At 67.4% G+C, this 12,195-nt stretch carries 13 protein-coding genes and 1 tRNA gene; 9 read left to right on the top strand and 5 right to left on the bottom strand.

The features are described from left to right. Window positions 1–370: 370 nt before the first annotated feature. Entirely contained in the window at window positions 371–1,834 is a 1,464-nt protein-coding gene (obgE, locus tag AB0B28_RS20610; RefSeq protein ID WP_360123834.1) for a GTPase ObgE, read from the bottom strand. Between the two features lie 114 nt (window positions 1,835–1,948). Between obgE and AB0B28_RS20605 the strand changes: the two genes are divergently transcribed. After that, window positions 1,949–2,024 (top strand) — tRNA-Lys (locus AB0B28_RS20605). A gap of 92 nt (window positions 2,025–2,116) precedes the next feature. Here the strand turns inward: AB0B28_RS20605 and AB0B28_RS20600 are convergent. Continuing rightward, window positions 2,117–2,833, bottom strand: a complete 717-nt coding sequence (locus tag AB0B28_RS20600) for a hypothetical protein (protein WP_360123831.1) — start codon at window positions 2,831–2,833, stop codon at window positions 2,117–2,119. 176 nt (window positions 2,834–3,009) lie between these two features. Here AB0B28_RS20600 and phoU point away from each other — a divergent pair, with 176 nt between their 5' ends. From phoU to pstA, 4 genes are all read left to right on the top strand, one after another. Beyond that, a complete protein-coding gene (phoU, locus tag AB0B28_RS20595) occupies window positions 3,010–3,657 on the top strand; it encodes a phosphate signaling complex protein PhoU (protein WP_360123828.1) in 648 nt (215 codons plus the stop codon). Window positions 3,658–3,875: 218 nt separating this feature from the next. Beyond that, window positions 3,876–4,931, top strand: coding sequence for a phosphate ABC transporter substrate-binding protein PstS (gene pstS, locus AB0B28_RS20590; RefSeq protein WP_360123845.1), 1,056 nt, complete (start codon window positions 3,876–3,878; stop codon window positions 4,929–4,931). Window positions 4,932–5,012: 81 nt separating this feature from the next. Further along, window positions 5,013–5,999 carry a phosphate ABC transporter permease subunit PstC gene (gene pstC, locus AB0B28_RS20585; RefSeq protein ID WP_360123825.1) on the top strand — a complete coding sequence of 329 codons (987 nt, stop codon included), beginning with the start codon at window positions 5,013–5,015 and terminating at the stop codon, window positions 5,997–5,999. Continuing rightward, the gene (gene pstA, locus AB0B28_RS20580) at window positions 5,996–6,892 is read left to right on the top strand and encodes a phosphate ABC transporter permease PstA (protein ID WP_360123822.1); all 897 of its coding nucleotides are present in this window, start codon (window positions 5,996–5,998) and stop codon (window positions 6,890–6,892) included. Before pstC ends, pstA begins: the two co-directional genes overlap by 4 nt. Window positions 6,893–6,957: 65 nt before the next feature. On the opposite strand, the gene pstB is transcribed toward pstA, so the two are convergent. Continuing rightward, window positions 6,958–7,839 carry a phosphate ABC transporter ATP-binding protein PstB gene (pstB, locus tag AB0B28_RS20575; RefSeq protein WP_360123819.1) on the bottom strand — a complete coding sequence of 294 codons (882 nt, stop codon included), beginning with the start codon at window positions 7,837–7,839 and terminating at the stop codon, window positions 6,958–6,960. 186 nt (window positions 7,840–8,025) lie between these two features. Between pstB and AB0B28_RS20570 the strand changes: the two genes are divergently transcribed. Further along, entirely contained in the window at window positions 8,026–8,412 is a 387-nt protein-coding gene (locus AB0B28_RS20570) for a phage holin family protein (protein WP_360123816.1), read from the top strand. Window positions 8,413–8,470: 58 nt separating this feature from the next. On the opposite strand, the gene AB0B28_RS20565 is transcribed toward AB0B28_RS20570, so the two are convergent. Then, complete coding sequence (locus tag AB0B28_RS20565; RefSeq protein ID WP_360123813.1) at window positions 8,471–8,947, bottom strand: hypothetical protein; 477 nt, start codon at window positions 8,945–8,947, stop codon at window positions 8,471–8,473. Window positions 8,948–9,205: 258 nt separating this feature from the next. On the opposite strand from AB0B28_RS20565, the gene AB0B28_RS20560 reads away from it, so the two are divergent. Then, entirely contained in the window at window positions 9,206–10,117 is a 912-nt protein-coding gene (locus AB0B28_RS20560) for a cation diffusion facilitator family transporter (protein ID WP_360123810.1), read from the top strand. Between the two features lie 121 nt (window positions 10,118–10,238). Next, complete coding sequence (locus AB0B28_RS20555) at window positions 10,239–10,412, top strand: DUF397 domain-containing protein (RefSeq protein WP_360123807.1); 174 nt, start codon at window positions 10,239–10,241, stop codon at window positions 10,410–10,412. Between the two features lie 54 nt (window positions 10,413–10,466). On the opposite strand, the gene AB0B28_RS20550 is transcribed toward AB0B28_RS20555, so the two are convergent. After that, window positions 10,467–11,405, bottom strand: a complete 939-nt coding sequence (locus tag AB0B28_RS20550; protein WP_360123804.1) for a helix-turn-helix transcriptional regulator — start codon at window positions 11,403–11,405, stop codon at window positions 10,467–10,469. Between the two features lie 327 nt (window positions 11,406–11,732). Between AB0B28_RS20550 and AB0B28_RS20545 the strand changes: the two genes are divergently transcribed. After that, window positions 11,733–12,047 carry a hypothetical protein gene (locus AB0B28_RS20545; RefSeq protein ID WP_360123801.1) on the top strand — a complete coding sequence of 105 codons (315 nt, stop codon included), beginning with the start codon at window positions 11,733–11,735 and terminating at the stop codon, window positions 12,045–12,047. Window positions 12,048–12,195 lie beyond the last annotated feature (148 nt).

Raw genomic sequence — 12,195 nt, 5'->3', positions numbered from 1 at the left:
TACCAACCAAACCACTCGACGACCTAGCGCCTCATCGCCTGGCCGGCCCACACGCTGACCATCCAAACACCCTGTTGAGTTCTCAAACAACACGCACTAATCAGATTGAAACCTTTAGAAGTTTCGCTTCCGATCGGAGCGACTCCGTAAACTTAGCAGATCGGTTTCGGGCCGTTTCGGCCCCCCGATCGTTTCGTTCGGAGTTTTGCCCTTTTGGTTTTCGTCCAGGGCCTTTCGGCTTTCCTGTCCGTTTCCCCCGCGGGCAAAGACAAATTTACGCGACTGGAAACCGGGGTTCGCAAGGGGGGTGCGTGCTCGGCGCCACACTCTTGCGAACCCCGCATTTTCGCTGGTCAGTCAGCGAATGGGGCTACCGCTTGCGGCGTTTGCCCCTCGCTTCTTCCTCTTTCGCGACGCGTTCGAGCAGTTCGGCGCGACGCTCCTTGCGCTCGGCGAGGCGTTCGTCGGCGCCCTTGCGGTCGTTCACTTCGAAACGGGCGTCGGTGCCGCGGGGGCCGACCGTCGCGATGACGTTCGGGTCGGTCGGCTGCCACTCGAACTCGTAATCGGAGATGCGCACGATCGAGCCGGGGACCGCGCCTTGCTTGGCGAGCTTGTCCTCGATGCCGAGGTTCGCCAGGCGGTCGGCGAGGTAGCCGACGGCTTCCTCGTTCTCGAAGTTGGTCTGGCGGATCCAGCGCTCGGGCTTGGCGCCGGTGACCACGAACTCGACGTCGCCTTCGAAGGCCGGTTTCACCTTCGTGATCTCGAAGCCGGAGTCGTCGACCGCGAGCGGGCGGATCACCGTGCGGGTGGCCTCGACTGGCGGCTGCGCCTCGCGGTAGTCCACCACTTCCTTGGCGAAGGCGAAGTTCAGTTCCTTGAGGCCTTCGCGGCTGACGGCGCTGACCGCGTAGACGGGCCAGCCGAACTTCTCCAGGTCGCCCGCGACGTAGTCGGCGAGTTCGCGGCCGTCGGGGAGGTCGACCTTGTTGAGGACGATGATGCGCGGGCGGTCGGCGAGGCCGCCGTACTCGGCGAGCTCGTGCTCCAGGGCCTCGATGTCGGAGACCGGGTCGCGGTCGGATTCGAGGTTGGCCGTGTCGACCACGTGCGCGAGGACCGCGCAGCGCTCGATGTGCCGCAGGAACTCCAGGCCGAGGCCCTTGCCCGCGGCCGCTCCCGGGATCAGGCCCGGGACGTCGGCGATGGTGTAGGTGATCGCGCCGGCCGAGACCACGCCGAGGTTGGGGGCGAGCGTGGTGAACGGGTAGTCGGCGATCTTGGGGCGGGCCGCCGACATCGCGGCGATGAGGGAGGACTTCCCGGCGGAGGGGAAGCCGACGAGGCCGACGTCGGCCACGCTCTTGAGTTCGAGGACCACGGCGTGCTCGTCGCCGGACTCGCCGAGTTCGGCGAAGCCGGGGACCTTGCGCTTGGAGGAGACGAGGGCGCGGTTGCCGCGGCCGCCGCGTCCACCTTCCGCCACCGTGATTTCGGAACCGACGCCGGTGAGGTCGGCGAGGACCTCCCCTTCGGAGTAGATGACGGTGCCGTTGGGGACGGCCACCTTGATGGACTCGCCGTTGGCGCCGTCCCGGTTCGAACCCTGCCCGTGCTTGCCGTTGCCGCCCTGGAGACGGGTCTGGAAGTGGAAGTCGAGCAGCGTGTGCACGTTGGGGTCGACGTAGAAAACCACATCACCCCCGTGGCCGCCGTTGCCGCCGTCGGGGCCGCCGAGCGGCTTGAACTTCTCACGGTGGACCGACACACAGCCGTTGCCACCTTTTCCGGCAATGACCTGGAGTTTCACTCGGTCTACAAAACTTGTCACCGGTCAAGGGTAGCTACCGCGGGGACCCCTGGAGACGGAGCCCGCGGCACATGCTAAAGTTTCTCCTCGTGCGAGACACACCGGTTTGAACGCTGGTCGAAGCTCAATCATCAAGCGCCGCTAGCTCAACTGGCAGAGCAGCTGACTCTTAATCAGCGGGTTCGGGGTTCGAGTCCCTGGCGGCGCACCACACAAGAGGTCCTGATCACAGGGCCTCTTTTGGTTTTCCAGGGAAGTTGGAGAGAAGGCCCGGCGACCTCGCGGTCGCCGGGCCTTCGACGTCTACTGGAAGTCTGCGTACAAGGCGTCGAGCTGCAACATGATGTCTTCGAGACCCGCGGCCACGTCGGCGGCCTGGACGCCTTCCGTGGCGTCGTAGCTGCCGCTCATCGAGATTTCGAGGCTGCCGAGGGCCACGTGGAGATAGGTGGTCTGGTAGCTCGGTTCCGAGATCCGGGTGTAGACGCTGCCGGCGTCGCCGTAGGCGGTGTACTCGCTGAACTCGTACTCCGGGTCGGAGCCGTAGCTCTCCTCGTCGTACTCGATGTAGTTGATGGCGTCTTCGGCTTCCTCATAGTCGTAGAGGCTGATGTTCACCGAGTTGTAGTCCTCGGTGTAGAAGTAGCAGGTGACGCTGTTGTAGCTGGAGGAGCTGGACTCGGAGGACGAGTTCTCCTCGTAGTCGATCGCCTCGCCGACCGCCGCTTCGAACACGCTGAAGTCGAGCTGGTTGCACGCGTCGGAGGAAAACTCGGCGACCGGGTCGAGCTCCTCGGTGTGCTCGTTGCCCGTCGGCTCCGGCTCCTCGGTCTCGCCTCCGCCGTTGGCGGCGTTGTTCCCGGCCGTGCGCTGCACGATCAGGAGGATCACGGTCATGATGATGACCAGCACGACCAGGACGGTGCCGCCGATGAGCCAGAGGTTGTTCTGCTGCTGGCCCGGGGGCTGGGGCTGGCCGTAGTGCGGCGCGGTGTAGCCCTGCTGCGGGGGGTAGCTCATCTGGTCGGCTCCTGGGGGATCGTTCGTGCTTCGGTCTCACTCTATCGCCGCCGGTCCAACCGTGTTCGCCCGGAGTTTCCCCACGCAGTCGGCTTGCGGGGGCCGCGCGCTGATTAGACTGGGGCTGTTCGGCTCGCACGCCGGTTCCCACCCTCCCAGCTCCAGATTGGCCGACCATGGCGAACGTCTTCCACCAGCACCTCGACGAGTTGAACGGGCTCTTGGTCGACATGGCCCGCCGCGTCGGGCACGCCGTGGAGAAGGCCGGCGCGGCGCTGCTGGCCGGTGACGCGGTGGCGGCGGCCGAGGTCGTGGCGGCCGACGACCACGTGAACGAGCTCCAGTTCCAGGTCGACGACCGGATCGTGGAGTTGATGACGCAGTACGACCCGGTGGCGACGGATCTGCGGTTCGTGCTGGGGGCGGTGCGGATCTCGGTGGACCTGGAGCGGATGGGCGATCTGGCGAAGCACGTGGCGAAGGCGGTGCTGCTGCGGTCGCCGGCTCCGGTGATCCCCGATTCGCTGCGAGCCGATTTCAAGGCGATGGGCGCGGCGGCGGCGCGGATCTCGGAGAAGCTGGTGGTGATCCTGGCCGATCGGGACTACCTGGTGGCGTCGCAGTTGGGGCTGGACGACGACGAGTTGGACGCGGCCCAGGAGCGGATCCACGCGCAGCTGCCCGAGCTGGGGTACGGGCCGCAGACGGCGGTGGACGCGGCGCTGCTGGCGCGGTTCTTCGAGCGGTACGGGGATCACGCGGTGCGGATCGCGCATCAGGTGGTGTACCTCGTGACGGGCGACGTTCACCTCGACCGTTCATAACAGTCAGGTCACAGCCGAGCCGAGGCTCGGTTAAACTCCCTGCTCACAGCACCGCCCGGTTCGGGCGTGGTGTCACGATCGCGAATCGCGCTCAGGCGTTCACCTTGAGTTCAACTACAAGTCAGCGGGTGAACACCGGGTCTGGGTTTGATGGCTGCGGACAGTGAAGCAGTACCTCGGCCGAGCGCCGAGAGACGGAGTAGAGACCAGCTGTGAACATGAAATTGAACCGCAGAGCCATTTTCGGCAGCATCACCGCCGGCACCCTCGCCCTGGGCCTGGCGGCCTGCGGCGGCGGGAGTGACGACGACGCCAACTCTGGTGACCTGGCGTCCGGCGAGATCAACGCCTCTGGTGCGAGCTTCCCCGACGCGTTCTACGCGACGGCGATCGAGGCCTACGCCGACATCAACCCCGACCTCATCGTGAGCTACAACCCGACCGGTTCGGGCACTGGCAAGTCCGAGTTCGGCGAGGGCCTGAACGACTTCGCCGGGACCGACTCGCTGGTCAAGGACGACGAGGGCGTCGAGCCCGGCTCGTTCCAGTACATCCCGACCGTGGCGGCCCCGATCACGGTGTCCTACAACCTCTCCGGTATCGAGGGCGTCCAGCTCAGCCAGGAGACCCTGGCCGGGATCTTCCAGGGCGACATCACCGCTTGGAACGACGCGGCGATCGCCGAGACCAACGAGGGCGTGGAGCTGCCGGACACGGCGATCACCCTCGCGGTGCGCTCGGATGGCTCGGGCACCACCACGAACTTCTCGAAGTTCCTCGAAGCGGCCACCGAGACCTGGACTCTGGGTTCGGGCGACACCATCGAATGGCCGGGCAACTCGGTCGCCGGTGAGAAGAACACCGGTGTCGCGCAGATCATCCAGGAGACCGAAGGCGCGATCGGCTACGTCGACCTCGCCGACGCGAACGAGGTCGGTCTGGTGACCGCCGCGATCGAGAACGCCGAGGGCGCGTTCGTGGCCCCGTCGCTCGAAGGCGCGACCGCCGCTCTGGCCGGTGCCCAGGTCGAGGCCGACCTGTCCTACAACCCGCTGGACGCGGCCGGTGCCGAGTCCTACCCGATCACCGCCCCCACCTACCTCATGATCCGCACCGAGTACGAAGACGCGGCCGTGGCCGCCGGTGTCAAGGAGTTCGTGACCTACCTGCTGACCGACGGCCAGGCCCTGGCCGCGGGCGCCGACTTCGCGGCGCTGCCCGCGGAGCTCCAGCAGCAGGCCCTCAACGCCCTGAACTCGACGATTGCCGACTAGGGAACCCGGATCCGATCACCCCAGCGGCGCAGGCGCCGCCGGGGTTTTCGGCCGTTCCGCTGACGAGACCGGAGAGAGAACTTGACCGCTACGGCAACCCCCGAATCGCCTCCCGAGGTCGACCTCGGCGGCGAGGCCCGTGCCCGCAACGCCGACCGGGGCTTCAAGGCCCTGGTGGCCCTGGCCGGGCTGACCGTCCTGTTGGTGCTGGGGCTGATCCTGGTCACGACCTCGGTGCGCGGCTGGCCCGCGTTCCAGAGCGAAGGCCTGTTCGGGTTCGTGTTCGGCACGCGTTGGGCGCCCAACGACGACGTGTTCGGCACCTTCCCGCTCCTGTACGGGACCCTCATCACCTCGGTGATCGCGATGATCATCGCGGTGCCGGTGTCGATCGGCATCGCGCTGTTCATCACCGAGGTGGCCCACCGCAGCACCCGCAAGTACATCGTGACCGTGATCGACCTGCTGGCCACCGTGCCTTCGGTGGTGTTCGGCCTGGTCGGCGTCCTGGTGGTGGTGCCGCTGATCACGCCCGCCTACCAGTGGTTCGCGGACCTGGTCGCGCCGATCCCGGGTCTGAACTCGGTCTTCGACGAGACGAACACGGGCCGCAACTACATCACCGCGAGCCTGGTGCTGGCGATCATGGCGATCCCGATCATCACCTCGATCGCGCGCGAGGTGTTCGCGACCGTGCCCGAGACCGACAAGCAGGCGGCGTACGCGCTGGGCGCGACCCGCTGGGAGATGGTCAAGGGCGCGATCCTCCCCCACTCCTTCGGGGGACTCGTGGGCGCTTCGATGCTGGGCCTGGGCCGCGCGATGGGCGAGACCATCGCCGTGGCGCTGGTCATCGGCGGTTCGGTGTCGATGGCGGCGAACCTGTTCGAGCCGGGCAACACGATGGCCGCGCTCATCGCGCAGCAGTGGGGCGAGTCCTCGGGGCTGCACACCGACGCGCTCATCGCGATCGGGGTGGAGCTGTTCGCCATCACCGTCATCATCAACTTCCTCGCCCGCCTGGTGGTCCGCCGGGCGGAGATCAAGATGAAGGGGGCCCACTCATGACGAGCCTCACGAGTTCGACGCCGCCGGACCTTTCGGGGCGCAGCCTTTCGGCGCGGCGGGCGTTCGCCAACCGCACCGCCACGATCCTGATCGGCCTGTGCGTCCTCATCGCGGCGTTCCCGCTGGTGCTGGTCGTGTGGGAGGTGCTCTCGCGCGGGAGTTCGGCGATGAGCCTGGGCTTCCTGATCGACGAGATCCCGCGCAACTACCGCACCGAGGGCCCGGGCATGGGCCCGGCGATCGTGGGCACGCTGGTGATCACCGGCATGGCCGCGCTCATCGCGATCCCGATCGGGGTGCTCGGCGCGGTCTACCTCAACGAGTACGGCAAGAACAAGCCGCTGGCGAAGTTCATCCGGACGATGGCCGACGTCATGACCGGCGTCCCCTCGATCGTGATGGGCCTGTTCATCTACGTGGCCTACGTGGTGGTCATCGGCGAGAAGATCGGGTTCGCGGGCGCGCTGGCGCTGGCGTGCCTGATGCTGCCGATCGTGATCCGCTCGGCCGAGGAGATGCTGCGGCTGGTCCCCGACGAGCTGCGGCAGGCCTCGGCCGGCCTGGGCGCGCGCAAGTGGCGCACCACGATGACGGTGGTCCTGCCGACCGCGTCGTCGGGCATCACCTCGGGCGCGCTGCTGGCGATCGCGCGCGCGGCCGGTGAGACCGCGCCGATCATCGTCACGGTGGGGTTGACGTACATCTTCAAGCCGGACCTGTTCGTCGGCGAGAACACCACGCTGGCCGCGCAGATCTACCGCAACGCCACGCAGCCGTTCGCGGCCGCGCAGGAGCGGGCGTGGGGTGCGGCCCTGACGCTCATCGCGATCGTCTTCCTGTTCACGATCGTCTCCCGGATCATCTCGGCGCGCTTCGCGATCGACAAGCGCTGATCCCGACCCGGTCTCTACGGACGAGGGCCCCCGCCGGATTCGGCGGGGGCCCTCGTCCGTCCGGGTCAGCCGAAGCGGCCGGTGACGTAGTTCTCGGTGCGCGGGTCGGAAGGAGTGGTGAAGATGCGCTGGGTGTCGTCGAACTCGACCAGGATCCCGGTGCGGGTGTCGCTGACCTCGTTGACCTCGGTGGAGAAGAACGCGGTCTTGTCGGAGACGCGCGCGGCCTGCTGCATGTTGTGGGTGACGATGACGATCGTGAACTGCTGGGCGAGGTCGACCATGAGCTCTTCGATGCGGGCGGTGGCGATCGGGTCGAGCGCCGAGCAGGGCTCGTCCATGAGCACCACCTCGGGGGCCAGCGCGATGGTGCGGGCGATGCACAGGCGCTGCTGCTGGCCGCCGGAGAGGGCGAGGGCGCTCTTCTTGAGGTTGTCCTTGACCTCGTCCCAGAGGGCGGCCTTCTTGAGGGAGTCCTCGACGATGCCGTCGCGTTCGGAGCGGGCCACGCCGTGGATCTTGGGGCCGTAGGCGACGTTGTCGTAGATGGATTTGGGGAAGGGGTTGGCCTTCTGGAAGACCATGCCGATGCGGCGGCGGACCTCGACGGGGTCGACGCCGGAGTCGTAGAGGTTCTTGCCGCGGTAGGCGACGGTGCCTTCGACGCGGGCGCCGGGGACGAGGTCGTTCATGCGGTTGAGGGAGCGCAGGAGGGTGGACTTGCCGCAGCCGGAGGGGCCGATGAGGGCGGTGATCTCGTTCTTGGCGACGGTGAAGGAGACGTCTTTGACGGCGCGGAAGGAGCCGTAGAAGACGTTGACGTCCTTGATGTCGAAGAGGGTGGGGGCGGCGAGGCCGTGGGTGCGCTCGGGGGCGGGGTGGTGCGCCGGGCCGATGCGACGGGGGTCGACGGTGGGGCCGTAGGACGGCAGGGCCGGGTCGCTCATGGTGTCTCCTTGTGCTGTTCGCGGCGCGCGCGGCGGGGCTGCCGTGAATATAGGCGCGGAGGGTGGCCTCGGCCTCGATGTCGAGTGAACTGGGCGTGAATGGGCGGGCCCGGGTGCGTCTCGGCGCTGACCTCCGGTGTCGTCGGATTCTGGACGGAGGGGGTGCGGTGCGGCGATACTGGCGCCATGATGCGTTTCTTGTTGCGCCTTGTGGTGACGGCCCTGGCGTTGTGGCTGGCGACCTTGATCGTCGGCGGGATCTATCTGTTCGGGGATTCGACGATGGCGAAGTTCTTCTCGCTGTTGTTGGTGGCGTTGATCTTCACGGCGGTGAACACGGTGGTGAAGCCGATCGTGATGCTGCTGGGGTGTGCGCTGTACGTGTTGACGCTGGGCCTGTTCGGCCTGGTGGTGAACGCTTTGATGTTCTGGCTCACCGGTTGGGTCTCGGAGAAGCTCTCTTTGGGCTTCTATGTGGACGGTTTCTGGGCGGCGTTCTGGGGCGCGATCATCGTGTGGCTGGCGATGTGGGTCATGGACCTGCTCGCGCCCAAGCCGCAGCCGCAGAGCTGACCGGACGCGAAGAGGGGCGTCCTGCCGGTCGCCCCTCTTCGCGTTGCCTTCGTGTCCTCTAGAACGGCAGTCCGGTGGACGGGCCGGTCGCGACGTCGCGGGTGTTGGCGTCGCGCCTGGAGGCCTTCTTGCCGCGGTTGGCGGCGTTGAAGGGTATGGGGCCCTGGGGTCCCGGTGCCTTGCCGAGGCGTCGGCGCATGATGTTGAGGTTGTGCAGTCCGGCGAGCGCGTAGGTGCGGATGCGTTCGAACTGCTTGGTCTTCTTCGCCGTCTTGAGTTTCTCCACCGCGTTGTAGTGAAGCTTGCGGGCTCTGTCGAGGGCCGCGGCCGCTTCGGTGTCACCGACCGAAGGAGGCGCGATCTTGAGCTGGTTGCCGAGGAGCTCGGTCCAGGCTTCGGCGTCGGTCTTGGCCCTGACTTTTCGTCGGCGTCGGGTCTCGATGGCGGCGCCCAGTCCGAGGACGGCGGCGAACATGAGGACTATCGCGACGATTGCGATGAACGCGATGCTAGAGGTTTCAATGGCGTCTTTCATCGTCACCCCCCGTGACCTGTGCTGCTGTTGCTTGTACGAATATTATTCCATTCGGGCACGCCAATTGTGAAAGTCCCCCGGGTCCGGCGATTTCATGAACTCTCGGGGAAACGCCGCGGAACGACCGGGGTCGGTGTAGGCCTTGGCGAGTGGGTACCCGGTGGGGAGCGAGTCGATGCGGGTTCCCGTTTCCGAAACACATGCAATAGTGCGCATGTTAGCATTCGGTCGCCGTCGCGGCCAGAGAGGAGACGCCGTATGGGCCACGACCACACCCACGCCGGGGCCGCCTCCTTGGGCGCGCGCCACCGGGGACGGCTGTGGCTGGCCTTCGGCCTGGCCCTGTCGGTGATGCTCATCGAAGGCGTCACCGCCTGGTACACCCACTCGCTCGCGCTGCTGTCGGACGCGGCCCACATCGCCGGGGACGCGCTGGGGATCGGCATGGCCCTGGCCGCGATCATCGCGGTCCAGCGCGCGGCCGGGCGGCCCCGCCGGACCTACGGCATGTACCGCCTCGAAGTGCTCGCGGCCTTGGCGAACACGTTGCTGCTGTTCGCGGTCGCCACGTTCGTCATCGTCCAGGCCGTGCGCCGCCTCGGCGACCAGCCCGAGGTCGACTCGATCCCGATGCTCGTCGTGGCCGTGTTCGGCCTGGCCGCGAACGTGGTCTCACTGCTGCTGCTGCGCTCGGCCGCGGCCGAGTCGATCAACGTGCGCGGGGCCTATGTGGAGGTCTTCGGCGACGCGCTGGCCTCGGTCGGGGTCATCGCGGCGGCCGTGGTCATCACCTTCACCGGCTGGTACGCCGTCGACAGCCTCATCGCCGTCGCCGTGGGCCTGTTCATCCTGCCCAGGGCCTACCGGCTCGGCCGCGACGCGCTTCGGATCCTGTTGGAGCACGCGCCGGTCGGCGTCGACGTCGCCGAGGTCCGAGGGGCCCTCGCCGCACTCGATGGGGTGAACGAGGTTCACGACCTCCATGTGTGGACGCTGACCTCCGGGATGGAGATGGCGACCGTGCACCTCGCGCTCGAACGCGACGCCGATCCGGGTTCGGTGCTCGGCGACGCGCAGCGGACGCTGGCGAAACGATTCGGGATCGCCCACGCGACGGTCCAGATCGAGCCCGGCAGCGCCGCCCCGATGTGCGACACTCCGCGCTGGTGAAGGGAATCGGGGCCTCGTCCCCGACCGGCAAATGACGGATACGCGACGTTTCGATCGGCACGCCACGGCTAAGCTCGACACCGTCCTGGGGACTCGAATGCTCCTTGGAAGGAGGAGATCCATGTTGACCCACACATGGAGGAAGAGCAGCAGATCAGGCCCGAACGGCGCCTGTGTCGAAGCCAGGCTCGCGGAGAACGGCGTACAGATCAGGGACACCAAGCTGACGGTGAGCCCGATCCTGGACGCCAGCCGAGCCGACTGGCACGCACTGCTGCGGACATCCGGCAGGTAGGGACGGGCGAGGGGGCGGCCACCGGGATCGGTGGCCGCCCCCTCGCCGCTTGTCCTAGAGCGACTTCAGGTGCTGGGCCTGCTGCTCGATGAACTCCAGGCTGCGGCCGGGGTCGAGCGCGGCCGAGCGGAGGTTCCCGAAGATCTCGTGGAAGGGCTGGACGTCGTCGCCCTCCTCGTAGACGTCGCCGTTGTGGCCCTCGATGTAGACCACGTCGGGGTGACGGTAGCCGGGGTCGACCTCGCCTTCGAGCTCGCCGAAGCCGAGGATCGTGAACGAGGAGAGCATCCCGGGGTAGGCGCCGCCGTCGAAGGGCAGCACCTGGAGGTGCACGTTGGGGAGCGAGCCGAGGTCGAGCAGGTTCTGGAGCTGGTCGATCATGACCTTGGGGCCGCCCAGGACCCGCCGGATCGCGGCCTCGTCGATCACGTTCCAGATCTTCAGGTCCCCGCGCAGGCGCTGCTGGCGCTCCATGCGCAGGTCGATCCGCTCGCTCATGTAGCGGCGGGAGTTGCCCTGCTGGTAGTCGAAGGTGTGCTCGGCGTACTCGCGGGTCTGCAAGAGCCCGTTGATGATCAGGCCGTCGTAGAGGTTGAGGCTGGAGGCGTCCTGCTCCAGTCCGATGTAGGTCGCGTACGGCGGGGAGATCGTGTCGGAGTAGCGGGCCCACCAGCCGCGCTTGCGGCCGTCGCGGGCCAGGCGCACGAGCTCCTCGACCAGGTCGTCGTCGTCCACGCCGTAGACCTCGACCAGGGCCTGGACGTCGCGGGGCTTGATCCCGACACGCCCGAGCTCCATGCGGTAGATCGTGGAACTGGTGACCTCCAGAGCGTCCGCGGCGTCGTTGGCGTCGCGTCCGGACTGCTCGCGCAGGGCCCGGAGGATCTTGCCCGCGCGGCGGCGGCGGACGGTGGGGCTGCCGCTCGAAGGCATGGCCTTGCCTCCCAACTTCTTCGGCAGATCGCTGTCAGAATTGCCGTTCGATGATCCCATTTGACACCCTGATCTCTCCGGATTCGGTGAGGACGCACCGGCCGTAGAGGACTTCCGGTCGACCACACGGTGACGTCACGTGACCGCCCACGGCCGGGCCAGGGGCCGCCGAGGTTCGGGGAGAACGCCACCCGATCCGGTTATACCTCTTGCATCCAAAATCTGCATGTGCAATTCTACTCTACGGAGGGGCTACCCGCCTCCCTCGACTGTACCGATTCGACACCGCGACTCGGCATCGACCAGGCCGAACCCGAACCGGAGCGCCCGATCACGAAGGGCCACAAGCGGTTCGACTCATCTCGAAGACCGGAAGGGCAGCCAGCCTTGCGCAGTCCGTACACACTCGACAATCCTCCGCCGGAAGCGCCGCCCAGCGAGGTCCTGGTGCCGAGCCTCTGGCGCGTCCAGGTGCGCTGGTGGAAGCGGCACACGCCCGCGCTCGACCAGCACGGTGCCAAGCACCCCGTCTGCCGCCACTGCGGCCAGTCCTGGCCCTGCCACTCGTGGGCCTGCTGGGACGGCCAGCTCGGCCAGGCGATCGGGCAGGCGCCCGTCCCGGCGCCGGTGCCCGCCGCGCCCGTCAAGCCCCCGTCGCGGGTGCTGGCGCTCAGCGGTGTCCTGGCGGCCAAGCGCACTTGAGGGCCCGCATACGAGCCTTGATTTTCGGCGCCGCGAGACATCGCGGCGCCGAAAATCCTTCGTTCGGGCCGAAGTTCGCCCGCTCCAGCGCGTAGCCTGGGCCGCCCCCGGTCGTTAGTCCCTCAGAGATGATCCGACTCAAGGGGAC

Source organism: Glycomyces sp. NPDC046736, assembly GCF_040645615.1.
Lineage (GTDB): Bacteria > Actinomycetota > Actinomycetes > Mycobacteriales > Micromonosporaceae > Glycomyces.
Note: the sequence above shows the minus strand (reverse complement) of the source record. Positions and strands in the feature narration are given on the sequence as shown.